We start from the raw sequence: 26098 nt of genomic DNA, 5'->3' as shown, positions 1-26098 counted from the left end.
ACGGTTCCTCTATTCAATCGTTGTCTTGTTCGATGTAGGTGATGGGTCGGCTTGCTTTATGAGCGGGTGAATACGATTGACAAAACGCGCTTTGGGGATAATTGCTCCGCGGTGCTGAATCACCTCAGCCGCCGCAGCTGATGCTAGTTTTACCGACTGCTCAATCGAGATCCCTTGCAATCGCGCTCCGAGATACACACCGTTGAATGAATCACCTGCGGAAGTCGTATCAACAACATGCTCAACGGGGGTGATTTTCACTTCCAAGCTGTCGCTATCAGTAAAACAATAGACACTTCCAGAGCCACTTTTCAGAACCAGTTCATCAATCGCAAACGAGCGACAGAAGTTGCGAATGTCGCTCACGTTGTTCATGCCGTAAAGCTCATTAAAATCATCAACTCCGGGTAACACCAAATCAGCCAAACCAAATGCCAACTCAAATTGCTGTTTTGCTTCAGCGCCGCTGCTCCACATTCGGGCTCGATAGTTTGGATCAAAGGCAATTTGTACCCCGGAATCCCTTAATTTACGCAGCAGTTGCCAAAATGCATCTCGATCATTTGGCTGAATGACGGCCAGAGAAATACCTGAAAAGAAGAACATATCGCCCGTACAAAGCGAATCAACCAGATCAGAACTGACATATTGCATCACTTGTCGGGCTGCAGAATCTGAACGCCAATATGCAAAGCTCCGCTCACCCGACTCGTCGAGCGAAATGGTGTAAAGCCCAGGTAGTTTGTCACTAGAGCGCTGGACGAAATCGGTGTCAATCCGCTCGCTTTCAAATGCCGCTAGCATATCGGCACTCAGCGCATCGCAACCTAGCGCGGTCACAAAGCTGACACTGACATCGTCAAATGCGCGTTTCAGGTAAACAGCGGTATTGTAAACATCACCGGCAAACGATTGATTGAATGCCCCATCCTCTCGGCGCGACAACTCGACCATGGATTCGCCCAACAAAAATATTTTCTTCATATCATTCCATTAAATTGAGACTACATAATGACTATTGGTCGGCTAGCACAGCGAACACCCAGTCGGTCATTTCTGGAATCCAGTCTTTGTCCACTAGACTGCGATCCAAACCAAAACCATGGCCGCCACGTTGAAGCGCCACCGCTTTATATGGGATGCGTTGACGACTGAGCGCCGCAGCATAGATCTCACTATTTTGATAAGACACCGATTGGTCATCGGTGGCATACACCAAGAAGGTTGGCGGCGTAGTTGCTGACACCTGGTTTTCCATCGAAAAATAATCGATCAAACGCTGTGGTTCGGACAATCCGCCCAGCAAACGCTGGTAGGAGCCGCTATGTCGCAATGGTGCTTTGAAGGTAATGACGGGAACTCTCAAAATAGAGAAGGCTTGTTTTAGCTCATGGGCTTGTACGTCTGGCGCCACAATATCCGAAGTGAAGTTGTTCAAACTAGCAACAAGGTGACCACCAGCAGAGACGCCTTTCACGCCAATTTTATTGCGATCGATATGCCATGATGTGGCATTGCGATGCAGCATCGCGAGGGCTTGCTGTGCATCGATCAGCGGCACTTGGTGCGGGTTATCAACAATGCGTCCATCGGGGAGTCGGTACTTAAGCACCGCTACGGCAGCGAAGCCCATATCAAAAAACAACTCGGCCCACTCGGCACTTCGCCGCTTGCCCACCGCGACTCTAGCGTACCCTCCTCCGGGAACATAAAGCAGAGCGGGCCCAGGTGTTTCAATGCGACTATTTCGATACAGATAGATAGTCGGTTTGGAAATTTCAGTGAAGCGCTTGCCTTCTTCATCAAGCGTTTCAGCCAGTTCAATATTGGGCTTGTTGAACGGCACTTCCCGGTCTTGCCAAAGCTCAAGCTCTTCTACGCTGTAGTCTGCTGCCATCAGATGATTTGATATCAACCCAAAGGTGAGCAATAACAGTATCTTAAGCATGATTTGAACGGCGCTCCATATGATTTCTCAGATCTGCTATTGGCATAACAAAATGCGAGATTATCTTTTATGAACCACTGTTTCAATTATCCAGTTCGGTTTTTGTCAAAAACTTGATTCGAACCACAACTTATCAGGAATAACACCGCCTTAGCCGGTGCACCTCATCGTCAATGGAGTCTGTGCCAACGGCAGCGGGTTTCAAGGCACGCTCTGCATTCCTTGGCTCATCAACAGCCACCACTCATTGGCCACTCCGGCATTGTGATGCTTAAACGATCACGCAATACCGGAGCGACTTGGCAAGGAATTCGCCTAGCGTAGCGACTCAAGGGTGATTTCCATCATGTCGCGGAAGCTGGTTTGACGCTCATCGGAAGTGGTCGCTTCGCCAGTGCGAATGTGATCGGAAATCGTCAGCACGGCAAGAGCATTGGCCCCGAATTCAGCGGCAACGCCGTAAAGACCGGCAGCTTCCATCTCAACCGCCAACACGCCCATTTTCTCCATGACATCGAACATCTCAACATCTGGGGTGTAAAACAAATCCGCCGAGAAGCAGTTACCCACTTTGACCGGTAAATTCAGTTTAGCTGCCGAATCAACAACATTTTTCAGTAAGCCGTAATCAGCAATCGCAGCAAAGTCGTTGCCCTTGAAACGAGTGCGATTGACGCCAGAGTCGGTACAAGCGCCCATCGCCACCACCACATCACGCACTTTTACATCGGTGCTGACAGCTCCGGCACTGCCGACCCGAATCAGATTTTTAACGCCGTATTCAGTGATCAGCTCTTTGGCATAAATTGAACAGGACGGAATGCCCATACCAGAGCCCATCACCGACACAGCTTTACCTTTGTAAGTGCCGGTGTAACCAAACATGTTTCTAACATCAGTGACCAAACGAGCATCATCAAGAAATGTTTCAGCAATGAATTTTGCTCGCAGTGGATCGCCAGGAAACAGCACTGTTTCTGCAAAATCACCCGGCTTGGCATTAATGTGTGGAGTTGCCATTGATTGTTCCTCTATTCTTTTCATCCCGCCGCGACTCGGCTGACAGGTATTGGTAATAAGTTAATTGTTTAAAAAGCTAGTACCGTATGCCATTGGCGCCAAACCAAAGTAATCGGCGAGCGACTGACCAATATCAGCAAAAGATTGACGTTGGCCCAACGCTCCTGCGTTGACCTTGCCGCCATGCACTAACACTGGCACATGCTCTCTGGTATGGTCGGTGCCAGCCCAAGTCGGATCACAGCCATGATCAGCGGTGATAATGACCACGTCATCGTCACTCAATTGCGTCAGCAGCTCTGGCAAACGTTGGTCAAATTGCTCAAGGGCATCGGCATAGCCGCGGACATCGCGACGATGGCCGTAGCTGGAATCAAAATCAACGAAATTGCTGAAGATCAACGACCGATCAGAAGCGTTTGCCAGCGCCTCCAATGTCGCATCAAACAAGCCGTCAATACCTGATGCTTTGACTTTCTTAGTGATCCCTTGATGGGCAAAAATATCGGCAATTTTGCCTACCGACACCACTTCACCACCATCTTCAGTGAGCTTGTCTAGCAACGTTGGGGCTGGCGGTAGTACCGAATAATCGCGACGGTTGGCGGTGCGCTCAAAGGCGCCGGTTTTGTCGCCAACAAATGGTCGGGCAATCACGCGGCCGATGTTGTAGTCGTCCAATAATTCGCGAGCGATTTCGCACAGCTCATAGAGGCGTTGCAAGCCAAAGGTTTGTTCATGGCAAGCGATTTGAAACACACTGTCCGCAGAGGTGTAAACAATCGGCTGACCGCTGCGCATATGCTCCTCACCCAGCTGATCTAAGATCACCGTACCTGAGCTATGACAATTGCCCAAAATGGTTTCAACGCCAGCACGCTCAACAAAGGCATCAATCAAGTCTTGCGGAAAGCTATTGGTTTTATCGTGAAAGTAACCCCAGTCAAACAACACCGGTACTCCGGCCATTTCCCAGTGACCACTTGGGGTATCTTTACCTGACGACAGCTCTTTGGCATAACCATAGGCGCTAAGCGGTTCAATACTGCTATCGACACCAACAGCGAACGCACCGGTGCTGTCTCGATGAGCGTGATAGAGACCCATTGCGGCAAGATTAGGCAAGTGAATGGGGCCACGTCCCAAGCTTCCATTAGCGCATTGCTCAGCGATGTGGCCAAAGGTATCGGAACCGGCATCACCAAACTTATCAGCATCTGGCGTAGCGCCAACGCCAAAGGAATCGAGTACTAATATGATTGCTCGTTTCATATCGCCTCCTAGTAGGCACTTGTCGCGCGGTTTTGTTGCTCTGCTCCCTGCCCCAGTGTATCCAACAAGTTGTTTAACAGGCTGGAAGCACCAAAGCGGAAATTGTCTTTATTAACCCAATCGTCCCCCATCAAATCGCTTGCTAAGCCGATAAATGCTTGTGCATCTTCTACGGTTCGGACCCCGCCTGCGGGCTTGAATTTGATTGGCTTGCCACTGGCTTTGATCGCTTCAAGCATGATGCGGCAGGATTCCAAGGTAGCGTTGATCGGCACCTTACCGGTTGATGTTTTGATAAAGTCAGCACCGGAATCAATTGCAATCTGGCTCGCTTTGGCAATCAACGCTTCAGTTTTCAGCTCGCCAGTTTCAACAATGACCTTCAAGGTCACTTTGTCACCACAAGCTTGCTTGCATTGCGCCACCAGCTCTGCCCCTACCGTCGCGTTACCGTCAATCAAGGCACGGTAAGGGAACACCACATCCACTTCATCAGCCCCTAACGCAACGGCTTCTCTAGTTTCGGCGACGGCCGCAGCGACATCATCATTGCCGTGCGGAAAATTGGTCACGGTAGCAATTTTGATATCGTCGCAACCTTGTTGTTGCAGCGCTTTTTTGGCCGCAGGAATGAACTGCTTGTAGATACACACTGCCGCTGTATTACCGGCAGGACTGTGCGCTTGTTGGCAAAGGGCAATGACTTTGGCGTCCGTGTCGTCGTCATTTAAGGTGGTTAAATCCATCATCGAGATGGCGTGCCGAGCAATCTGTTGCAAATCAGTCATGAGTTATCTCTCAATAAAAAGGTGTATCACCTTTTTTAAATGAACACGTCAAATCAGCAGCCTAGCTCATCAATGCTCAATCGATCTCGAACCAACGAGTGAGCAAGACAGCTTGACGTGGCGGACTTGGTTCCGTGAAGAGACAAAAGGTAGAGCGCTGCAGCTAACAACTGATTCAATCAGCAACAGCGTCTAGGCAAACATCCGTGTAACCGCATACTTTAGGGAAGCCCAGCTTATAGCCAAGGTTCCCCCGAAAAATTGGCTAAAGCGCCAAGAACAAACCAGCCAAGGCTGCACTCATCAAATTAGACAGTGAGCCGGCCAATACCGCTCGCATTCCTAAGCGAGCAATATCATGACGGCGTGATGGCGCCATCGCGCCCAAACCGCCGATCAAAATAGCAATTGAAGAAAGATTAGCAAAGCCACAGAGGGCAAAAGTAATAATGGCTTGGCTTTGCTCTGACAACTGCGCTTTAACGCCAATGAAATCGATGTAAGCAACGAACTCATTAACAATTAATTTTTGGCCAATAAAGGAGCCTGCCATAAAGGCTTCGTCCCAAGGTACGCCGATTAAAAACGCCAGCGGCGCAAACAAATAGCCAAGGATTAGCTCCATGGTCAAATCAGGCATACCAAAGTACCCGCCAACAAAGCCGAACAAGGTATTAATCAGCGCGATGAGGGCAATAAACGCCATCAGCATAGCACCGACATTCAGCGCCAGCTTTAGACCAGAGGATGCGCCGGATGCCGCAGCATCAATGACATTAACGTGCTCTTTGGTTGCTGTTTCTGTCAGCGCCATCGAGTCCACTGGCTTTTCAGTCTCCGGCATCATGATTTTGGCCATCAATAAGCCACCCGGAGCCGCCATAAAGCTGGCCGCAATCAGATATTTCAACTCAACGCCCAAACTGGCGTAACCACCCAATACGGTGCCCGCCACCGACGCTAAACCGCCAACCATAATGGCGAACAACTCAGACTGAGTCATGGTTGGGATAAATGGTTTTACCACCAAAGGAGCTTCAGCTTGGCCAATGAAAATATTGGCGGTGGCTGACATCGATTCGGGTCGACTGGTTTTCAGCACCTTTTGCAAACCGCCACCAATGACTCGAATCACCCATTGCATGATCCCGAGATAATAAAGCACCGCGATAAGCGACGAGAAAAACACAATAATCGGCAATGCACGCAAGGCGAAAACAAAGCCTCCGCCACCAAACAGCTCGTACATGGTGTCGCTGGTGAGGCCGCCAAACATAAAGGAAATACCAGCCTGAGCACTGTCGATGACGGCTTGAACACCGCCGCTTATGGTCGCTAGCACCAGTTGGCCAAACGGAACGTAAAGTACAAACGCGCCTAAGCTTGCTTGAATGGCCAATGCGCCCCCGACGGTACGCCAGTTAATGGCGCTTCGATTGGTTGAGCAAGCAAAGGCAATCGCAAGTAAACAGACGATCCCTGCCAAACTGATAACAATTCCCATAGTGCTCTGGTTTCCTTTTGATGACGCCAATGCGCAATCAATTAAGTGATAACACAACAAAACTCCAGAGCTGTTTGAACAGCTCTGGAGTTACTTGGTGAATTCGGTCAAATCTTAGAAGAAATTGACTTTGAATTCGGCGCCGATGAAGCGCTCTTCATTGACAATTGCAGCATTATTGGTGAAGTCAACAGCACCAATTGCTTGCTGTTCATCGGTCATGTTACGAACGAATAGAGCGGCTTCATACTCGCGGCCATCGTCTTCCCACGCGTAACCACCACGGGCTCCACCTTCGAGCAGTGATTCACCTTCGAACTCTTTTGCTTCATACAAGAAGAAGTTGATTTCACTGCGATAAGACCAATCGGTGTACAAGAACACTTCGCCATCACCAAGCTCTTGTGACCAACGTGCGGTGAAGGTGTGAATCCACTCTGGTGCGTGTGGCAGGCTGTTGCCATCGATCAAGGCGCGACGGCTTCCATCAGGGTCAACAACAACTGGATCAGTAACGGCACAGTTAGCACAAACTGGCACCGACAAGCTGCTATCTTTCAATTCGGTGTTGTTGTAGCTAGTGCCCAAGGTAACGAACAAGTTGTCGGTGACGATGAATTCAGCATCGACTTCAAAACCATAACCTTGGGTCTCATCGGCATTCAGTAAGCGAGCGGTATTGCTGTCTCCACCGACGGAAGTCAATTGCTGGTCATCCATGGTGAAGTAGAACACCGCCGCATTCAAACGACCTTGGCCATCAAGAATGTTTGCTTTGGTACCGGCTTCAAACGACAAAATGGTTTCAGAGTCTGCAACCGAAATACCATCATCAAAGGCAAACAAGTTACGGCCTTGAATACTTGGCGCACGGAAGCTATCGGCGATGCGACCATAGAAATTCACATCGTCGTTGTATTTATAGGTGGCGCTCAGATCCCAGCTGACGTGAGTATCACTGGGGTTCACTTCACCTTTAACTTGATCAGGCGCACCAAAGCCAGCAAGCGGGCTTTTGAAACGTTCATTGCGATAGTCTTTGTCATCATCGGAGTAACGTAAGCCCGCAGTGACCGACAAACGCTCAGTGAAGTCATAATCGACCGAACCAAACACAGCCCATGCCGTTGTCTCTTGCCACTGTTTGACACGACCAGTGACATCACCAGCAGAGAAAATTGGATCGTAAGCGATGCTTTCGATTTCCAAATCTTCATCGAAATAGAACACGCCTACTTGGTAATTTAGCGGGCCATTGAAGTTGCTCGACAAACGCAATTCTTGAGTAAATTGGTCATGATCTGGGATTGCATCTGAGGTTTCAGAGTCAAAAGCGATGGAACCAGGTCCAGTAGGAACACCGCAACAATCTGCCGCCCAATTGGCACCATAACCGCCATCGACATCGGCACGTGAGAACAACTCGGCTTTTTCAACACCGCTGATCGACGTCACGGTGTAATCACCCAAGTCCCACTCAAGCTTGAGGTTATAGCCTTCGATCTCTACCTCTTGGGTCGCGCGGTCAGCAGAATCATGGAACACCTTGTCGCGCCCTTGCCAGCCTTCGCCACCGAGTTTATTACTGCCTTTCTTGATACCGTTGCCGTAGAAAGCCACCGGTTTGCCGTCAAGATCGCGCTTGTGGTAGTTAAGCAGCGCTGAGAAATCATCCGCTTCCCATAACAACTGCAAGCGGATGGCTTTGTCGGTGTAACCACCGAGGACGTCTTTCTTTTCAAAACCTGGGGCAATGGTATCGATGTAATCGTCGCGGTCTTGATGCAATACCGAAACACGAGCCGACAATGAGTCTGTCAAGCCGCCGCCCACTGCAGCGCGAATGTCGCTGGTGTTGTGGCTACCGTATGATGCAGACGCGAATGCATCAAATGCCTGTGATGGCTTCACTGAATCAAATTTGACCAAGCCAGCAGGGGTGTTACGACCAAACAAGGTGCCCTGTGGGCCACGCAAAGTTTCCACCCGCTCGACATCAAACACAGGAAAGCCTTTAAGAATTGGGTTTTCTTGGACGATATCGTCAACAACTAGAGACACTGGCTGTGATGCATTCAAGTCGAAATCTGAATTACCCAAACCACGCATGTAGAACCGTGGGAAGGTTCGACCGAATGACGATTCAACGGTCAAGCTTGGGGTACGGGCATTCAAAAAGCGAATATCCATCGCCGCAGAGCTTAGTGTTTCCAACGCTTCACCTTGCAGGGCCGTGATCGCTACCGGTACTTCCTGAGCATTTTCAACGCGTTTACGAGCCGTCACCTGAATGACTTCGAGTTTGTTTTTGTCCGCTTCTTGCTGTTGTTGCTCTTCAGCACTGGCTTGAAAAGCAACGGTAGAAGTTGTGGCGGCAAAAGCTAGCTGAACGGCAATGGCTATCGCACTATGGTTAGTAAACATTTGGAGTAGTTCTCTCATTGGTAGTTGTGTCGTTAGGAGGGCTGCACTGTCAGCAACGCTCCAATGTCGCCAGGGTTTTCGAGAACCCTTTGTTGTTTTTGTTAATCGAGCAAAAAACCTTTCGCTAATCCGTTCCAGGTAATTCATTAGCATGGTCAAACTTAAACCATTCGCTTCGATGTTACGAATCGATTAATTTTTCACGGCGAATATATAAGTGGAGAGAGGCTTGTAGCAATATTGATGCAAGCTTGCGCAGCCGCTTGACTGTTAAGTAAATGTGACAGTGATCACTATGTTCTAACCAAGTCAATGACTTGCCGATGGTCAGCCTAAACCGGCGGCCTATTAATCATCACTGCAATCTGGGTCATCTAACCATTTCAAGTTGGCCAACGGGTAGCCCAAGAACCATTTAGCGCGGTCCATGACTAATCGGGTACGAATGTGTTTGATGTGCAGAGCAGGATTCTCACTCAGAGCATCACAGGTCTCATTGAGTTTTTTAACGCTGGAAAAGCAACTTAGCGAGATAAAATCGACGTCACCACTGACTTGCATGCAATCCATTATTTCCGGTATTTCGCCCACGGCGGCAGCAAAATCACGACAAACCTGAGCAGTGTTGCGATCGAGGGTGAACTCAAGATAGGCCAACACATGCTCACATATCTGCTCCAAATTAATGTCAGCGTGAAAGGTTCTGAAATAGCCGGCTTCTTTCAGCGCCTTTACGCGTTGAAAACAGGCGCTGGGCGATAAGTTGACCTTTTCTGCCAGCTCGTTGTTGGTCAAATCGGCCTGCAAATGCAATGTTGCGAGGATCTTCTTGTTATAGGCGTCGAGCTTGATGTTTTTCTTCATGGTTTGTTTTCGCTAGCCGGACTGAAAGAAAATTTTGTCGAGCTGGTGCTAAAGGCACCAATTTTCTTTTCCCTGCGTTGTGAATTTAAGAATATTTTTTTGTGGCATAAATCCACAATGAGGATAACCAAACTGCAACTCATTGATCGAGTTGAACATCACCTTATCCGCCACTTTATCCGACAGGGAGTAGGGAATGAAGACCAATTTTTCTAGCTATTTTGCTCAATCAAGCATTGCATTAGCCGTGTGTGTGTCCTTGTCATTGCCTGCTCTGGCCGAACAACAGGCGCCCCTTTCGGGCGCTGATGTCGAAGTCGAGCGGATTACGGTGTCGGCTAGGGGGCGCACTGAAACGCTACAAAGTGTGCCAGATTCCGTCACTGTCTTTGATGCCGACTTTATCGAAAGTTCCCGCATCAATAACTTCCGTGATTTTGCCAATTTGACGCCCAACTTAAGCGCCCTAGACAATTTCCGGCCAGGGTTAGCTCGCGTCACTGTCCGTGGCTTGATTACTCCTCAGGTCGGCGATCCGCCGCTCGCTTTTGTTGTCGATGGCGTAACCGCACCCGATCTAGAGTTCATTAATCAGGATCTCGTTGATATTGACCGCATTGAAGTGATGCGCGGCGCTCAAGGAGCGCTTTATGGTCGCGGCGCCGTTGGTGGCGCGGTGATTGTGACCACTCAGCACCCCACAGAAGAGCTCGAAGGTAAGCTAAAAGGTGCGATTGGCAATGGCAGCAGCTATGAATTAAACGGCGTCATTTCCGGCTCGCTTAACCAAGCCGATACCGCTTTTTTCCGCATTGGCGGTTACACCAAAAACTCCGACGGCCTTATCGACAATGAGTTCCTTGATGAAGAAGCCGACCACTTGGATGAACAATCGGCATTCGCGCAACTGCAATTCGATTTGTTTGAAGATACCAGTTTGGCATTGCGTGGCCGCTACACCACCAGCGAAGCAGGCTTTGCTTACTATCAGGGCGTCACCGAAGCGAGTAAAGAAGACTTTGATATCGACACCTCTCAGAACATTCGCAACCTCGACGAGCGTGATGTTTATGAACTGAGCGCCAAGATCAGCCAAGATTATGAGTTAGGCACCCTTGATCTGATTGCCGCTTATAGTAAGTCGGAAAATGAGCATTTCTACGATGGCGATTACTCTGCTGATCCGACTTATGAAGAAGACGATGATGGTTATATTCTGCGAGCTCCTTTTGGCACCGAAGGCCTGTTCGATGTTGAAGCAACAACCCTTGAAGCGCGCTTTACATCATTCAACGATGGCGCCCTGCGCTGGGCGGTGTCGGCTTTTTATCAGGACAAGGAGCGCGACAATACCATCAACTTCTTTGATGACCTATTAGGTGACGTGCCGCTGAAACGTGATGATTTCACTGATGAGCTGATCTACCTCACCATCGCCGATAAAAACAGTTCCGAAGCTTGGGCTGTGGCGGGACAACTAAACTATGACCTGACGGACCAATTGGAGCTGACTGCGGCATTGCGTTACGACCATGATGCCCGAGAGTCTTATGATCCGAACTTTAAGGACGATACCTTCGCTGACAAAGATTTTAGTCAGTGGCAACCGAAAGTGTCGGTAGCCTATCAATACAATGATGACCTCTTGCTATACACCGGATACTCCAAAGGTTTCCGCAGCGGTGGTTTCAACGAGCCTGCCGAAGGTATTAGCCGAGTGTTTGATAAGGAAGTTTCCGATAGCTATGAGGCCGGATTTAAATCGACTTGGTTGGATAACCGTCTAGTAGTCAATGGCGCGGTATTTGCGATTGATCAGACCGATGCCCAAATTACTCAGTTTAATGTCGATACCTTCACCCTTGAGAACCTTGCTATCGACGATGTAGAAACTCGAGGCTTGGAATTAGAGGTTGCTTTGCAAGCAACTGACAATCTTGATTTGCGTTTTTCTGCCGGTATCGTTGATTCAGAAATCAAAGTATTCGATGAGCGACCGGAGTTAGAAGGTAAATCGCAGGTTTGGGTTCCAGAGTACAACTACGCCATTTCTGCCAACCATGAGTATGAACTGACTGCTGAGTGGTCATTGATCTCGCGCGCAGATGTCCAAGTGGAAGGCCCTAAATACTACGACATCGAGATGCCCGACGTGGAGTCGTCGACCTACACCTTTGTCAATGCTGGTTTTGGCGTCCGTTCAGACGATTGGCTAGTGCAGGTGTTTGTCGATAACCTGACCGACGAACGTGGTATTGAAGATATCTTCTTGTTTGCTGATGGCGTCACTGAACTTGCCCGGCAACCCAATAAACCGCGCAGCTATGGCGTTGAAGTGAGTTACCGCTTCTAATAACTTCGAGACTATCAGCCAACGCCAAACGACGAATCACTGACAGGTTGTAACCATTGAAAAGCCAAGATAACAAAGCGCTGGATCAGATGTTTGAGGATTACGCCACCACCCCCGTGCCGCAAAATAAAACGGTCGGTGGTGTCGGTATCGGCATGATCAATGGTGGCTTAGCATTTGCGGTGCCTGGACTAATTACCGGACTAGAACTGGGCACAGCACTTGGCTTTGAACAGAGTTTGTATGCTTTTCTTCTGGGCGGATTGATCTTATCAGTACTCGGCACAGTGACGGGACTGGTGGGCATGCACAATCGCTTTGCTTCCTGTATGACCATGAAGTTTGTGTTCGGCCGCTTCGGCGCCAACTTGATCAGCCTGCTGTTTGTCGTGGCGTTGCTGGGTTGGTATGGCGTCAATATTGATTTATTCAGCGACGTGGCTCAGCAACTTAGTTTTAAGTTGTTTGGTAGCGCGCCTTCGATTCTGGCGTTGGAAATTGCCCTTGGCATCATCATCACCTTGACCACGATCTGGGGATTTAAGCTGATCGAGCGGGTATCAACTTTGTTCGTACCGCTGCTGGCTCTGATCTTGGTGTATCTGCTGATGCAGAGCTTTGACTACCAATCGACAACTACCGATCCCACGGTTGCAACAGCGAGCATAGGATTTGGCGAAGCGGTATCTGTGGTGGTTGGCAGCTTTATCGTCAGTGTCGTATTGATGCCCGACTTCACTCGTTTTGCTCGCACTTCTAGTGATACCGCAATCTCGTCATTTCTGCCGTTTTTAGGCTTGAGTAGCTTTGTTTACATCGTCTCGGCATTCGCTGGCTTGGTGGTGCATGACGACGATGTATTGCAGGTCATGTTGATGCTGGGCCTTGGCGGCATCGCATTTTTCTTACTGATCGTGTCGAGCTGGGTAACCAATGTGGTCAATTTATACAGTGCTGCACTGGGCTTAAATGCCATGTTTACCCGCTGGAAAGAGTGGAAAATTATCGCTGTTGCAGGCGTGTTCGGAACTATCTTCGCTTCTTTCAACTTACTCGATCGATTTACTGACTTCTTGTTTGGCTTATCGGTGGTATTTACACCTGTTGCAGCCATCTACGTGGTGGATTTCTTCCTGATCCGCCGCAAACGTCACTATCAACTCGCAGAGCTATCCGAAACCAGTGCCATCAACTTGGCCGCTCTATTTGCCTGGGTCATGGGCATCACGGCTGCGTTGCTATCCAATCACGGTTACATCAGCGTTACCGGCATTGAAGCCTGTGATGCGCTATTAGTGACTGTGCCGGCCTATTGGCTGTTGCGCGCTTATCTTTTCAAACCTGCTCAATCATTTCAGTGAGGTAACTATGCGATCTCTGAGCCGAGACGATCTGACCGATATTCTTTACGGCTGCGCCATTCTTGGCACTGGCGGCGGCGGCGAGCTTGATGAAGGGTTTGATTACATCAACAAAGCACTAGCCGCTGGCAAGGAATTTAAGCTGGTATCAGTCGATGAAGTACCAGCTGGAAGCATGATTTGTACGCCCTATATGCTGGGCGCCTTGTCGCCATTAACAACCGAGCTGGAGCAGGTTTACCAAGGCTTACCGCAAAGTGGCGAGCCGGCCATCATGACAGCGTACAAACGCTTGGTTGAATACACTGGCGAGACCTTTTACGGCACTATCTGTTGCGAGCTTGGCGGCTCTAATACGGCAATTTCTTTCTATGTCGCCGCCATGGCCGATGGTTACATTATCGATGCTGATCCAGCCGGTAGAGCGGTGCCTGAAATTACTCACTCCACCTATTACTTCAACGGATTACCAGCAGCTCCTGTTGTCACCGCCAATGAGTTTGGTGAGTGTTTTGTACTGGAAAACATCATCGATGACAGGCGAGCTGAAGACGTTGTCCGCGCCCTCTCTATGGTCAGTCGCAACGACATTGCGGCTATCGATCACGCCATGCCGATAGAGCAAGTGAAAGATGCCGTGATAAAAGGATCCATATCGATGGCGTTGGGGTTAGGGCAAGCCTACCGTATCGCCCGCGAGCAAGGGCTCGATGTCGCCAATGAAATCGCCAACCATGGTGGTGGTTATGTCGCTTTTCGCGGCCGGGTGTCAAACTGTGAGTTCGTCACTCAAGATGGCTTTACTCTCGGTCGCATTGATCTTATTGGTTCGGGTGAATTTAGCGGAGACAGTTATCAAATTGATGTTAAAAACGAAAACCTGATGTCACGCCTTAACGGTAAAGTGGACGTGACGATTCCGGATCTGATTTGCTGTATCGAGCTTGATAGCGGAGAGCCCATTACCAACCCGAATGTCACAATCGATGCCAATGTTGCAGTGGTGATATTGCCAGCACCCAAAGAATTCACCACAGAAAAGGGTTTAGCCGCTTTCGGCCCGCAATATCTTGGCCTTGCTCTGCCCTACCAGCCGGCAATTAGCAACGGCAAATGACAAGATTTGCCAAGGGCTGGCGCCTCCCACCTAATACCAATCCAACGTTACCGCAGGTTCAGATCTAACCAATGTAACAACTTTGCAACAAAGCCCTCTCTCAAGTTACAAACCATCTCCGACTGTAACCGTGAGTTTTAATCAGCAGATCCCTTTTTGGTTTATGGTTATCGTTTAATTGTTAACAAAATATCCATAAATTAACATTTTGCTTTCAACCCACTGAGGGCCACCGGAGCAAAATAGGGGGAAAAGATGAAAAACTCAAATTGGAGAATACGTTAATGGCTGGTACTGATACTAATTTCAAATTAAGTGCCTTGGCTTTAGCTGTTGTATCCGCCATGTCACTGAATGCGGTGGCAGCGGAGCAAAACCAAGACAGTACAACCGCGGTTGCCGCTGAAGATCAATCGGAAGCAGTTGAAGTCATTGAAGTAAAAGGCCTTCGTGGCGGCTTACTCAAGTCAATGAACAACAAACGCTTCAACTCTAACGTCAGCGACTCGATTAACGCCGAGGACGTTGGTAAAACCACCGACCAAAATATTGCCGACGCACTCGGTCGTATTACTGGCGTTTCAGTGGTGACGAACGGCGGTAACGAAGGTTCCCAAGTCACCGTTCGAGGCGCGTCGTCGAACCAAAACCAAATCACACTGAATGGCCAAGTACTGACCTCAACAGGCGACAGCCAAGCCGTCGATCTCAGCCTCTATTCCGCCGACATTCTGTCAAAACTTGAAGTGGTAAAAACACCAAGTGCCGATCACGATGAAGGCTCTTTAGGCGCGACCATTAACCTAACAACAGTGCGTCCTTTGGATGTTCAAAACGAGCGTATTAACGTTGTTGCACAGGGTCGCTACAACGATTTTGCTGAAGAATACGATCACAAATTCCAAGTCTCTGGCGTGAAGAAATTCTTGGATGAGTCGTTTGGTATCGCTTTTACCTTCTATGACGAAACCAATAGCTATCGCAAAGATCAATTCCGTGTCGGCCGCTACGAAGCATCGCCTGAAATCAGCATTGCCAGAGACACTGACGGTAACTTGATTAATAACGTTCGCGCTATTGAGCCAAACAACTCGCACTACGAGGCTCACTTTAATGAAGACGACCGTTGGGGTGGCACCATCGGTTTGCAATATGCGCCATCTGACGCCACTAACGTGATGTTTGATGTCACATACAGCAAGAAGAAAAATCGCCGTGAATATGACGGTATTAGCGTCAATCGTTCAACTTCGCCGAACATGATTGAAGGCGAAACCACGTTGGCGAACCGCGAACCCTCGCTATTTACCGATCCGCAGGAAGATTGGTACGTCTACAACCCAGATACTTATACCTTGGTCAAACGTCTTGATCGCTTCACCAAAGGCGACATCTCGCGCTCCCAAGGCGGTACGGATGATGAAAACTACACCGCAAGCTTACGGTGGAACCAAGAGCTGACCGACACCTTGTATATGGATGCCGCAATCAGCATGTCGAAAAGTGAATCTGACACGGTGCCACTGGCTCTGTACACCAACATGCAGAACTACAGCCAAGTCAGCTCTGAACTATTGTTCGACAAAGGCCAGCAAGGCTTAATCACTGAATTGGTCGGCTACGATTGCACCACCGGCAAGTGCCGCTTACAGGTTGGCGAGAGCTTCGCTGATTTGGGTGAAAACATTACCGCAGCCGATACCCCTGATGGTGAGTTGCCGTGGCGCGATAATGAGGTCAATACTGCATTTAATCCAGCAGACGCCAACACTTTCCACCTTGGTTCGATTAGTCGTAACCAAAGCCACATCGAAGATGAAATCAAAACCTTTAAGTTAGATTTTGACTGGGATGTTGACGCCTTTGGCGTGACTCAAATCGAGTTTGGCACCAAAATTTCAAAACGTGAAAAGTATGTTGATCATCAGCAGTTTACCTACAATGCCAACACCAAGACTGAAGCTGTAGAAGACGAAAACGGCGATCCGCTGGTACCGCCTTCCGGTCCACTGACCAATATTTTAGCGCCGATGATCTTGGACGAGAGCGGCATGCGCTACGACAACGTCATGGGCTCGCTTGGTATACCTCGCTCCAACGCAACGCAGAACTGGACCACCATTGATTTGGTCGAAGCTTACAACCTAGTCGTCGGTGACCCTGAGCTGTCTGAAACCATCAACTCAACCAACACTCGCGAAACGGACATTGATACCAAAGCGTTTTACATCAAGGCGAACTTTGATTATCTCGATGGCGCGCTGACCGGTAACGTTGGTATGCGCATGGTCAAAACCGACGTTGATGCCAGAGGTTATTCCGGTGCCACATTTTATGACTTCCCACAAAATGGTAACGAATCAGAGTTTGACTGGCTGACCCTGCGTGATTTGCGCAACACCAACTTGCCGGCTTGTTCGCAACCATTCTTCGGTGATCCGGGTGAAACTACCTACTACGAGCAGAAGTTCCAACGGGTAGACGGTCTTGGTTGGCGCACAACGCAAATGGTCGACAATGGCTTGGGCCAGATGGTTGAGGTGAGCAATCCAGATCCAAGCACTTGGACACGAATCGCCGATCAAGGCGCATGTCACGATCCTGCTTATGCGGAGTGGGCCGATTATCACTTCGGTGGCAATCAAGGCAATTACCCAGCAGGTTACACACCACCAACAATCAACTGGTACACCATGTGGCGTTATGCTGATGTCAGCACCAGTCGCGACCATGGTTGGGGCGATCCAGCTGCGACCACACCACACTACGGCTACACAGGCAACGGCACAACCGACGTTGGCCCTGAGTTCTACCAGCTTGGCGAAGTTGATAAAACCATCGCGTCGTATCCAAGTAAAGGCAGCCATAGCTACACCAACTATCTGCCTAGTTTGAACCTGAACTATGCCTTTAGTGATGATTTTATTGGTCGTTTTGCTGCCTCTAAGACCATGACACGGCCAGAAATTGATGAGTTGCGTGCCGGTTTAAGCCTCAATGAAATGTGGGCGACCTATTGGGGTGGCGGGCGTGAACGGATTAATCCGGGCACCATCAACATGTACAACACCAAGTTGGATCCATTGGAGTCGAAAAACCTCGATGTGTCCTTGGAGTGGTACTTCAACGACGTATCGATGTTAAGCGTGGCATTCTTCTACAAAGACATGTCTAACTTCACCGATACCGAATCATTCCGCACCTACATCAAAGACGTGAGAGACGTTGACTCGATTGATCCGAACGACATTTTGCTCTCGCATGATCCAAGCTTAGAGGATGAAGGTCTATCAGGCTGTATGCCACTGCGTACTACGACCGACATCGCCTTCAACAAAAACGATCCATTAGTTGTTTCCGATGCGTGGTCTGATGTTTGTCACGAGTTCAACGTCAACCGCTTATTTAACGGTGATTCAGCCACTGTTAAAGGGATCGAAGTGGGCTACCAGCAAATGTATGACTTCTTGCCGGGCTACTTCCTCAGCGGTTTAGGCTTATCCGCCAACTACACCTATCAGGATAGTGAGTACGATAAGCAGATCTCTGATGTAACTGGCAAATCAATGCCAAGTTATCCAGTAGCCGACACCCCAGAGCATGCCTACAACGTGACAGGTTTCTGGGAGCAAGATGGCCACCAAATCCGCTTAAGTTTCCAAGGTCAAGATGACTCGTTGGTTGGTAAAGATTGGAACACTGGCCTTCGCGGCCGGACTTATCAGCAAGGCTCGTTGTGGCGTGAAGGGCGTAACTCGCTCGACCTATCTGCCACATGGCAAGCCAACGACTGGATGAGTCTGTCGTTCCAAGCAATCAACTTAACCGACTCAGAACACCGCACGTTCTGGACCAGCCGCGAATTAGAAGTGGTACCGGTCCTCAATGAAGCAGGTGATGGTTATAGCTATGCCGCATTATTGGAATCAACACCAATGGATGGCGCCACCAAGTCGCGGACGATTACCCGCTACAAAGTGGGTACCACCTACCGCCTAGCATTGCGCGCAACCTTCTAACTTGGATTCAGTAGGTGGACGAGCAATCGCGCCACCTACCAAACTTTGGTGTTTAAAGATGATAAATACGAACAAAACATTGTTAGCGGCAATGATAGCCGCATCCCTAGTCGGCTGTGGCGGCAGTGGCAGTTCTGACCCACAACTTCCGGATAGTGTGCCAACAGAAAATGTCGCGCCACAGCATCCTGGTGATATTGCTATTGCGTTATCAGAAAAAGGCATTAGCGATGACTCTCGATACTACTACTACCTGACCGGGCAAGTAGACGGCAGCAAAGCTGGCAATAACGGCGCCAACGGCGCTCTGGACGCCAATGGCGACCCATTACAAATCAAAAACGTTCGGATCACCCTTGATGGCGAAACCATTGAGCATGATGGTGGCGACGGCATGCCGAATTTGATTATCGATGACGGTGCATTTGAATTAGCGAGCTCGCATTTTCGAGTGATGGTTCAACCACGTGTTTACATGGACGAACTGGTCAACGAGACCACTAAAACGCTTGAGATCACCTACGATGTTTCCGATGGTGAACTGGCTGCAGAGCGCGTCATGACTGTGGTGATCCAAGGTGCAGATGTACCACCCGAGTTCCACGGAAATGTCGAGCACACCATAACCAAAGACGCCGCCAATGCACCGCAATCATTTGACTTGCTTGAGGGCGCGACAGATGGCGATGGCGATGATTTATCTGCGGTCGACTTGAGCCCTGCCGATGACAACTTGTTTAAAGATGCCGATGTTCACAGTGTTGACGGTGGCAACCTCATACTGGACTTGTCGTCTGTCAAAGACAGTATCCCGTTTGGTGTATCAACGCCCTTGGTTTACAACTACAACGTCTTTGATGGCCTAAGAAAAGTGCCTCGTCAGGTGGTCATTAATGTGTTTGGTGTCGAAGACATTCCCGGCGCACCAGATGTTACCGAGTACGTTCTCAACAAGACAATACAGTCAACTGACGCCCTCACCCGTATTGACTTGCTTGAAGGCGTAAGCGATGCAGAAGGCGATGCCATCACCGCATTTGATGGTGACTTTGCTGCGGAGCAAGCCTACAAATATGGCTTTAGTTTTGAAGGCAATGAGCTAGTCGTTGACCCACATGCATTCTACACCTTAGCAGTGGGCGAGCAGCAAACCGTATCAATGACGTACCGACTGAAAGACAGCAACGACATCGAGACCGATGGTTTCCGCACCGTTAATGTCACCGTTGTCGGAGCCGAGTCTAACTTGTTTGTTGAGACCTTTGATAACTACAACTTCGAGAAGCCACTGGCACTGCCAATTCACTGTCCATGGGGTTGCGGCGCAGCACCTTACCAAACTGAGGGTGATGCTGCGAACGGCAATGGCAGCATGTTGTTTGAAGGGAGTACGCTGCTGCGTTTGCCGAACGACAACCTACCTGATATGAAGGCTGATACCAAGTACTACTTGGCGTACAACCTGAAAACTGGTGGCGCCGCGCCGATGACGGCACTATCAACCATTGCTGGTAACCTACCGGATATTGGTTACAAGTTCTGGTTTAGCCCTCGCCCTGCCTACAACAACGCGGGCGAATGGGATGAAGCCATCCTATATCTCGATACTGGCGAATTCGGTAACTATCAACTCCACGCGATGATCAATACCTATGGCGCCGAGAACATCAGTATGTTCTTGTTCAATGGTTCCGGTAATGACGACATTCCACCATTGGCAATGGATGATTACCGCATGGTGGAGTTTGGTCACATCGACTCAGCCATACATGACATTGTGGCAGATGACGCCGGTACCTTTGAGGACCTGACTGCTGCTGTTGCCGTTGATGGTGGCAGCGCGACAATCTCAGCAGATGCTGCCGCGAACGGCACCACTGGTGGTTTAGCCGTTGATACCACAGGCGCTGCAGGACCAGTAGTTGTCAGCTTGCCAGTATCGATGGGAGCGGTGAAACCAGGCGCACGCTTTGCGGTATCGATGTCCGTGACCTACACCAATTTCAGCGACAACTATGGCAATGATGTATCAACGCCTGTTGGCGTGGCATTAGCCACCGCTTCTGGCGACACCATTAGCACTGTGGCGCAAACCTATGGAGGTTACACCATGGCGCCAACCGTGTTGTTGAATGAAGCCACGCAAGCCTCCAGCGCAGGTATTGATTGGGAAAATGAGACGGTCACCTTGGAGCTGAGCTTCACCGAGGCCAACGCCCAGTACAACATCGACAATGTCCGCGTCATTGAGATTCCTTAGTCCATATCGCTAATTACAACAATATGCCTCCCCCAAGGCTACGTTATTGCCCCGCAAGGTCGCGGGGCTTTTTTCTGGCCTTATCTCAACCCAAGTGATCTCAAGCACACTACTGGCATTCGAATGATTGAATCGGAAAATTGGTGATCCTTCCCTCTAGAAAGAAAATTGTTAACAATGTAACAATATGGTAACGATAACTATCGGAAGAATTGAGTGCCGAGCTTGTTTGCCGCGGTGCCATACAACTCGTATGTAACGATTCGGAATGGAGTTTGCGATGTGCGACAAAAAAACAATACTCGTTGTCGATGCTGATCATGAACACAATCGAGCCCTGCAATTAATGTTGGAAAACAACGGCTATCGCGTTTTATCGGCGCATAGTGGCCAACAGATGCAAGAGCTGTCGCGCCACTCCGCGCCAGATTTAATTATTTTAGATGTTATGTTACCCGGTGAAGATGGCTTTCAAGCCTGTCGTGACGTGCGAAGCTTTCTGTCGGTGCCGATTATTTTGCTAGCCGCTGATTCCGATGAAATGGATAAAGTCATGGGCTTGGATGCCGGTGCTGATGATTACCTCGATAAACCTTACGGCAAAAGAGAGTTGCTCGCCCGCATCCGAGCTCAATTTCGTCGCAGCAGCCGCCAAACCCCAACCAACCAGCGCTACTACTTATTTCTTGACTGGCTAGTCGATACCCAAATGAGACGCTTACAAAAAATCTCGTCTGGCGAGTCAGAGCCGATATCGAGCAATGAATACACACTGCTACGAATATTTATCGACAACCCTTCTCGGGTGCTATCTCGAGATGATATTTCCGATTACATGCGTGGGCGTCAGGCCTTGCCAACAGAGAGAGGGCTTGACGTGCTGATGAGCCGGCTGCGACAGCGACTCGGCGATTGTGCGAAAAACCCCCGCCTCATTAAAACGATTCGGGGATCTGGCTATGTCTTTGTTGCCGAAGTATCGCAGCATAATGAGCTTGACGAAATCATCACACCTCAGCTCAAGGCTGGTTGAAAATGTTATCGGTAACCATGCCCTACTAGAGCTTTTTAACGAGAATGGCCCACTCTTGGTTTGGGTGAGTCGGTGGTTGTCCTAAATCGCTCGCCACTCTGAGCCAGGAATACTTGCCCTCATCTTCGATCTGAAGTTGTTTTACCGAGCCGAACTGTAACCCGCCACCGCGCAGTGGATCGTACCACTGGACGCTGTAACGGGCGTTCTGAGGCAACATTTTCAGCATCAACTTTTCAGGCATACGTTTGACATAAACGATGTAAAATTCCCCCAACTCGGCCAGCACCCATGCGCCTTCGGCCAGATCATCATGATTCTTAGCTTTGTGCAGAGGAACGTCGACCGTTGAGAAAAAGTCGATGGCAATCTTGGCTTGCTGCCAAAACTTATCTCGTGAGCGCCAATCCTGAGCGGTCAGATCACTGTGGGCATGCTTGTAACCAAAGTACCACTCAGTGCCCCACGCGCCGGCCATATAGGCACCCCACAAACCATTTTGCCGCGCATCTCGATGCTCAGGGTTAATGGCATCGGGTTTCAAAGCATGCTCAGCATCCCCTGGCTCATCCACCGCTACCGCCCATTGGCGGCCATTGGCATTGGGCCAGCTAAGAATTTCTTTGGCTTGCTTGTGAACATTGCTGAAATCAGGCGACGACGTTTGCACTGATGCGCCGGTGTACCAGCTATCCGCCCCTCTGAGATCGTTAAAATACCAGCCATTGTGGATCACTCGATGATGTTGGTAAGGGTCAACCTGCTTAAAGTAGGCTGCCATGGCAAGGCGCTGTAACGTCCCTTGCGGCGCAGTGGTATTTTCCGGCACCCAGTCGCCATTCTCTTCGCCCATATTCCAGTTCAGCGCCAGATGATGACCAAAGCGGGCGATAAGCTCTCGGTAATACAGTTTGCGCTCAGCGCCCAATCCGCCGCCATCGAGCAATCCTTGGTTTTCCACTTCCTGAGTTTTGAAATGTAAAAACAAACCGAGCGATTGGGCATGGCTAAAGACAATATTCCACTGCTCCAGCTTACTCACATCAAAGCGATCGTAGGTGTGGTAATCGACATAAGGGAACACGTTCTTGTCATCGCCTTTAATGTTCAAGGTTAAAAAGCTGATTGAGTTCATTCCTTTAGAGGCAATGTAATTCAATGCACCAATCAGGTTTTTACCTTTGTCATCGGCCCAAGTGGGGTCGCCCTTTTGCCAATCAGCTCGGTGCGGTGCCCAGGTTTTCATCAGTTCATCGCCAAAACCATCTTGATGCTGAGAGCCATCAAAATCAGTGTAAGCCAGCAGGTTCTCCGGCGAATCGGGTCCAGCTTTAATGAAGTAATCGCCACTTCCTGTAAATCGCAAGTAACGTTCATTCACCCATTGCAAGCGACCTAAGGCGCGAAAATCTGGCGCTTGTTTGTTTGATGCCTGAACGTCAAATTGACCGCCTTGGCCATCCATGTATGCCCCTGAACGACCGGAGTGCTTGGCTTCAGAAATAGCGACATACGGCCCTTTACGAAACTGTGCCTGCCAGCTCCACAGCCCGACCTCGTCGGGACTAAATCGAACTTGCCATTGATTGCCGCGACTGGCAGCAGTATTCGCCGCATTGCCATCCGCGGCAAAAAAGCCCGGGACGACATAACTTTTGCCCGTTGTTGGGTGGCGGAACTCAACGTTCAAGCGGTAATTGAGAAATGGGTTGTATGGGTCTTGCTCCGAAACCTCTGGCCCAGCGAAAGCCAGTTCAATGGTATGCCACTGGCGGAGTTCGCCATTTAGCGCTACCGGCACCGAAGCTGAGCACAGACTGCTGTAGCCAAGTAGGGTAACGAAAAGTATGCAATGGAGAAGGTTAGCGTTTGTCATTAAGGGATCTCTACGAGTATCAGGCGCTTTCATCATCAATTGAATGGATAAACAGTTCGCCTAGCTGCAAACCAAATAGCCGCAGTAGAATTACTGCGGCCGGTGTTGTGCGCTCAAAATGTCGAGTTATTTGGTCCGAGTTAATGCGCGAGTGGTGTCAAATACCTGCAGAGTCATTGATAAGACATAACCTCCGCCATCCGCAAAGGTCACCTCCACCGTATTGTTGGCTTGCAAATCGGCCAGCGATACAGGGATTTCAATCAAACCAAAGAAACTTTCACGGCCATCGCCATTAAGGTATTGGTCATCACCGCGGTAATCTTCAGGCACGCTGATGGCCTTGCCGTTGAGCGTAATCGTCGGTAGCAGCGACAGATTAAAATCGCGGCCAACGCCCATCCGCAGCACCGCTTCCCCTTCACTACCAAGCTCAACGTCATTAATGTTGAAGCTAATCGCTTGGTTAGCCGCAATGGCTTGCTTGTAGCTTTCAGCGTAATACTTGGTTTCATGATTAACTTCACTGAGGCTCAGATCGTTGGCAAAGGTCAGCTCGAGCACCATAGTGGCACTCGCCTTTAAGGTAATGGTTTCGGCCAGTGTGCTAACCGTTGACTGCTCAATCACACCTCCCTCACCTTGCTGAAAAAAGTGCTTTATCTTGACGCTATCGATGGTGTTGCCATTCAGGCCAAGCGCGTTGAAAGTGAGCTCTTGATCGCTAAACTCAAGGTTATTCAGAATGACGTAGGCATTCGTGCCCTCAACATAGGCATCGACTTGGATATCCACTTCCGATGACCAGCTATCGACTCGCGTTCCTTTCACGTCTTTCCACAATTCGAAAAAGTGAATCATGTTGGTGTAAACCCAGTTGCCGGTGTCGCTATTGGGCTCATCCTGACGACGCATTAAGCGTGACTGATAAGGTTGGTTAGGCCCGGTGCGCCCCCACTCTCCTTTCACCACGATAAACGGCAACGTCTTCCAAATTAAGTCAGGACGTTCCATGAAACTCATCATCATGGCATTAAAGGACGCAACATTTTCCCAGTCGGTGTAAGGCGACCAAGGTTTCTTGATGTGGCTATGAACCTGTGCACCGTACTCAGACACAATCATTGGTGTTGGCGCACCAAACTGCATGTCGGTGTACTGCTCTAACATATCGAAAGTCGCTTCGAGATTACCACCGCGGCGATAGCGCTGTTTTCCTTGGAAGGCGGGAAAGTCGTATAAATGCAGCGACAAGAAGTCCATGTTGTCACCGGCAATGTCGATAAATGCTTTATCGCGCTGCTCCCATCGGTTGAAGTTGTCTTCCTCGAAATTAGGAAATGCCACTGTGTATCCACCAATCAATGCGCCAGGATTTGTTTTGCGGATCTCATTGGCAACGGCATTGTGAAATTCAAAAATTTGGTGAGTTTTATCTAACTTTTGCTGTTCAGTCAGCTCACTCTTAACCGTTACTAGGTCATAAAGCGGCTCATTCATCACTTCAATAAACTTAGGTTTAGGTTGACCAGCATTCGCATCAGTTGATGACACGCCAAAGTACTTACTGAGGTACTGCCCCATGTAATGGCCTGTAGCCGTTCCAAATGGTTCTGCTTGGCTATCCGCTTGAGAAAAAGCCCATTGATTGCCATCGAGCGAATTAATCAAGGTGCCATCTGGATAGAATGGATGCTGCTGAGCACCGATAATCATGTCGGTCGCGCGCTGTTCATGCTGGCGGCCTTTGACGTACTTTTCAGTAGTGTTGGTGACAAACTGATTTTTCACCCAGGCCGAGCGGCTCGTTGTCGACGCTTCACTGACAAAACCGGGCTTTGCCGGATCTTGGGCAACATTACGTAACTCCCAAGAAATGCCGCCGGTGTTCCGGCCAAGGTAGACATCATAGCCGTCCAAAAAATCGGTGATCAGATCATCGGATTCATTTGGCCCATATTGGTTTTCCCACAACCACTCGTTTTCCAACGGTGACGCATGGATACCAATGAACTTACGGCGATCAAAGGTCTCAACACCACCAACCACATGCTTCATATCGAGGTTAATATCAATCTGAGTTCCCATCGGCTCGGGTTCAGGATCTGGCTCAGGGGCTGGATCAGGATCTGGAGTTGGAGTCGGCGCGGGTGTTGGCGCAGATGAATCTGACGACCCACCACCTCCACCGCAACCACTAATCCCAAGAGCCATTGCAATAATTAAGGATAGAAGGATGTTGTTTATTTTTGACATGTT

Annotated in this window: 16 protein-coding genes; 6 read left to right on the top strand and 10 right to left on the bottom strand. The window is 49.4% G+C overall.

All coding sequences use genetic code 11. From position 1 onward, the window contains the following. Positions 1-9 precede the first annotated feature (9 nt). The 8 genes from IC617_RS02505 to IC617_RS02470 form a co-directional block, all read right to left on the bottom strand. Complete coding sequence (locus IC617_RS02505) at positions 10-984, bottom strand: sugar kinase (protein WP_191143408.1); 975 nt, start codon at positions 982-984, stop codon at positions 10-12. Between the two features lie 31 nt (positions 985-1015). Continuing rightward, positions 1016-1948 carry an alpha/beta hydrolase gene (locus IC617_RS02500; RefSeq protein ID WP_191143407.1) on the bottom strand — a complete coding sequence of 311 codons (933 nt, stop codon included), beginning with the start codon at positions 1946-1948 and terminating at the stop codon, positions 1016-1018. A gap of 315 nt (positions 1949-2263) precedes the next feature. Next, the gene (deoD, locus tag IC617_RS02495; protein WP_191143406.1) at positions 2264-2968 is read right to left on the bottom strand and encodes a purine-nucleoside phosphorylase; all 705 of its coding nucleotides are present in this window, start codon (positions 2966-2968) and stop codon (positions 2264-2266) included. 60 nt (positions 2969-3028) lie between these two features. After that, positions 3029-4240 (bottom strand): phosphopentomutase, encoded by a 1212-nt coding sequence (locus IC617_RS02490; RefSeq protein ID WP_191143405.1) that lies wholly within the window; start codon positions 4238-4240, stop codon positions 3029-3031. 8 nt (positions 4241-4248) lie between these two features. Then, positions 4249-5028: a deoxyribose-phosphate aldolase gene (deoC, locus tag IC617_RS02485; RefSeq protein WP_191143404.1), complete on the bottom strand. Its 780-nt coding sequence runs from the start codon at positions 5026-5028 to the stop codon at positions 4249-4251. A gap of 265 nt (positions 5029-5293) precedes the next feature. Continuing rightward, entirely contained in the window at positions 5294-6532 is a 1239-nt protein-coding gene (locus IC617_RS02480; RefSeq protein WP_191143403.1) for a NupC/NupG family nucleoside CNT transporter, read from the bottom strand. A gap of 114 nt (positions 6533-6646) precedes the next feature. Next, the gene (locus IC617_RS02475; RefSeq protein WP_191143402.1) at positions 6647-8956 is read right to left on the bottom strand and encodes a TonB-dependent receptor; all 2310 of its coding nucleotides are present in this window, start codon (positions 8954-8956) and stop codon (positions 6647-6649) included. A gap of 348 nt (positions 8957-9304) precedes the next feature. Further along, the gene (locus tag IC617_RS02470; RefSeq protein WP_191143401.1) at positions 9305-9820 is read right to left on the bottom strand and encodes an Lrp/AsnC family transcriptional regulator; all 516 of its coding nucleotides are present in this window, start codon (positions 9818-9820) and stop codon (positions 9305-9307) included. Between the two features lie 196 nt (positions 9821-10016). Between IC617_RS02470 and IC617_RS02465 the strand changes: the two genes are divergently transcribed. From IC617_RS02465 to IC617_RS02440, 6 genes are all read left to right on the top strand, one after another. Beyond that, on the top strand, positions 10017-12173 hold the full coding sequence (locus IC617_RS02465) for a TonB-dependent receptor (protein ID WP_191143400.1): 2157 nt from the start codon (positions 10017-10019) through the stop codon (positions 12171-12173). Positions 12174-12229: 56 nt separating this feature from the next. Continuing rightward, positions 12230-13534, top strand: a complete 1305-nt coding sequence (locus tag IC617_RS02460) for a cytosine permease (RefSeq protein WP_224745739.1) — start codon at positions 12230-12232, stop codon at positions 13532-13534. Between the two features lie 7 nt (positions 13535-13541). Next, positions 13542-14651 (top strand): S-methyl thiohydantoin desulfurase family protein, encoded by a 1110-nt coding sequence (locus tag IC617_RS02455; RefSeq protein ID WP_191143399.1) that lies wholly within the window; start codon positions 13542-13544, stop codon positions 14649-14651. 284 nt (positions 14652-14935) lie between these two features. Further along, on the top strand, positions 14936-18670 hold the full coding sequence (locus IC617_RS02450; RefSeq protein WP_191143398.1) for a TonB-dependent receptor domain-containing protein: 3735 nt from the start codon (positions 14936-14938) through the stop codon (positions 18668-18670). Between the two features lie 58 nt (positions 18671-18728). Then, positions 18729-20930: a hypothetical protein gene (locus IC617_RS02445; RefSeq protein WP_191143397.1), complete on the top strand. Its 2202-nt coding sequence runs from the start codon at positions 18729-18731 to the stop codon at positions 20928-20930. A gap of 280 nt (positions 20931-21210) precedes the next feature. After that, a complete protein-coding gene (locus IC617_RS02440) occupies positions 21211-21963 on the top strand; it encodes a response regulator (protein WP_191143396.1) in 753 nt (250 codons plus the stop codon). A 25-nt stretch (positions 21964-21988) separates the two neighbouring features. Here the strand turns inward: IC617_RS02440 and IC617_RS02435 are convergent, their stop codons facing one another. Next, a complete protein-coding gene (locus tag IC617_RS02435) occupies positions 21989-23839 on the bottom strand; it encodes a DUF5060 domain-containing protein (RefSeq protein ID WP_191143395.1) in 1851 nt (616 codons plus the stop codon). A gap of 126 nt (positions 23840-23965) precedes the next feature. Next, a complete protein-coding gene (locus IC617_RS02430; protein ID WP_191143394.1) occupies positions 23966-26095 on the bottom strand; it encodes an agarase in 2130 nt (709 codons plus the stop codon). Positions 26096-26098 lie beyond the last annotated feature (3 nt).

Origin of the sequence: Neiella litorisoli (assembly GCF_014773395.1) — a bacterium.
GTDB classification, from domain to species: domain Bacteria; phylum Pseudomonadota; class Gammaproteobacteria; order Enterobacterales; family Neiellaceae; genus Neiella; species Neiella litorisoli.
Note: the sequence above shows the minus strand (reverse complement) of the source record. Positions and strands in the feature narration are given on the sequence as shown.

Bases quoted from the DNA above. Each gene is read 5' to 3' on its own strand.
- IC617_RS02470 (WP_191143401.1), bottom strand. From the start codon at position 9,820: ATGAAGAAAAACATCAAGCTCGACGCCTATAACAAGAAGATCCTCGCA.
- IC617_RS02465 (WP_191143400.1), top strand. From the start codon at position 10,017: ATGAAGACCAATTTTTCTAGCTATTTTGCTCAATCAAGCATTGCATTA.
- IC617_RS02500 (WP_191143407.1), bottom strand. From the start codon at position 1,948: ATGCTTAAGATACTGTTATTGCTCACCTTTGGGTTGATATCAAATCAT.
- IC617_RS02455 (WP_191143399.1), top strand. From the start codon at position 13,542: ATGCGATCTCTGAGCCGAGACGATCTGACCGATATTCTTTACGGCTGC.
- IC617_RS02490 (WP_191143405.1), bottom strand. From the start codon at position 4,240: ATGAAACGAGCAATCATATTAGTACTCGATTCCTTTGGCGTTGGCGCT.
- IC617_RS02450 (WP_191143398.1), top strand. From the start codon at position 14,936: ATGGCTGGTACTGATACTAATTTCAAATTAAGTGCCTTGGCTTTAGCT.
- IC617_RS02435 (WP_191143395.1), bottom strand. From the start codon at position 23,839: ATGACAAACGCTAACCTTCTCCATTGCATACTTTTCGTTACCCTACTT.
- IC617_RS02440 (WP_191143396.1), top strand. From the start codon at position 21,211: ATGTGCGACAAAAAAACAATACTCGTTGTCGATGCTGATCATGAACAC.
- IC617_RS02445 (WP_191143397.1), top strand. From the start codon at position 18,729: ATGATAAATACGAACAAAACATTGTTAGCGGCAATGATAGCCGCATCC.
- deoC (WP_191143404.1), bottom strand. From the start codon at position 5,028: ATGACTGATTTGCAACAGATTGCTCGGCACGCCATCTCGATGATGGAT.
- IC617_RS02475 (WP_191143402.1), bottom strand. From the start codon at position 8,956: ATGTTTACTAACCATAGTGCGATAGCCATTGCCGTTCAGCTAGCTTTT.
- deoD (WP_191143406.1), bottom strand. From the start codon at position 2,968: ATGGCAACTCCACACATTAATGCCAAGCCGGGTGATTTTGCAGAAACA.
- IC617_RS02480 (WP_191143403.1), bottom strand. From the start codon at position 6,532: ATGGGAATTGTTATCAGTTTGGCAGGGATCGTCTGTTTACTTGCGATT.
- IC617_RS02505 (WP_191143408.1), bottom strand. From the start codon at position 984: ATGAAGAAAATATTTTTGTTGGGCGAATCCATGGTCGAGTTGTCGCGC.
- IC617_RS02430 (WP_191143394.1), bottom strand. From the start codon at position 26,095: ATGTCAAAAATAAACAACATCCTTCTATCCTTAATTATTGCAATGGCT.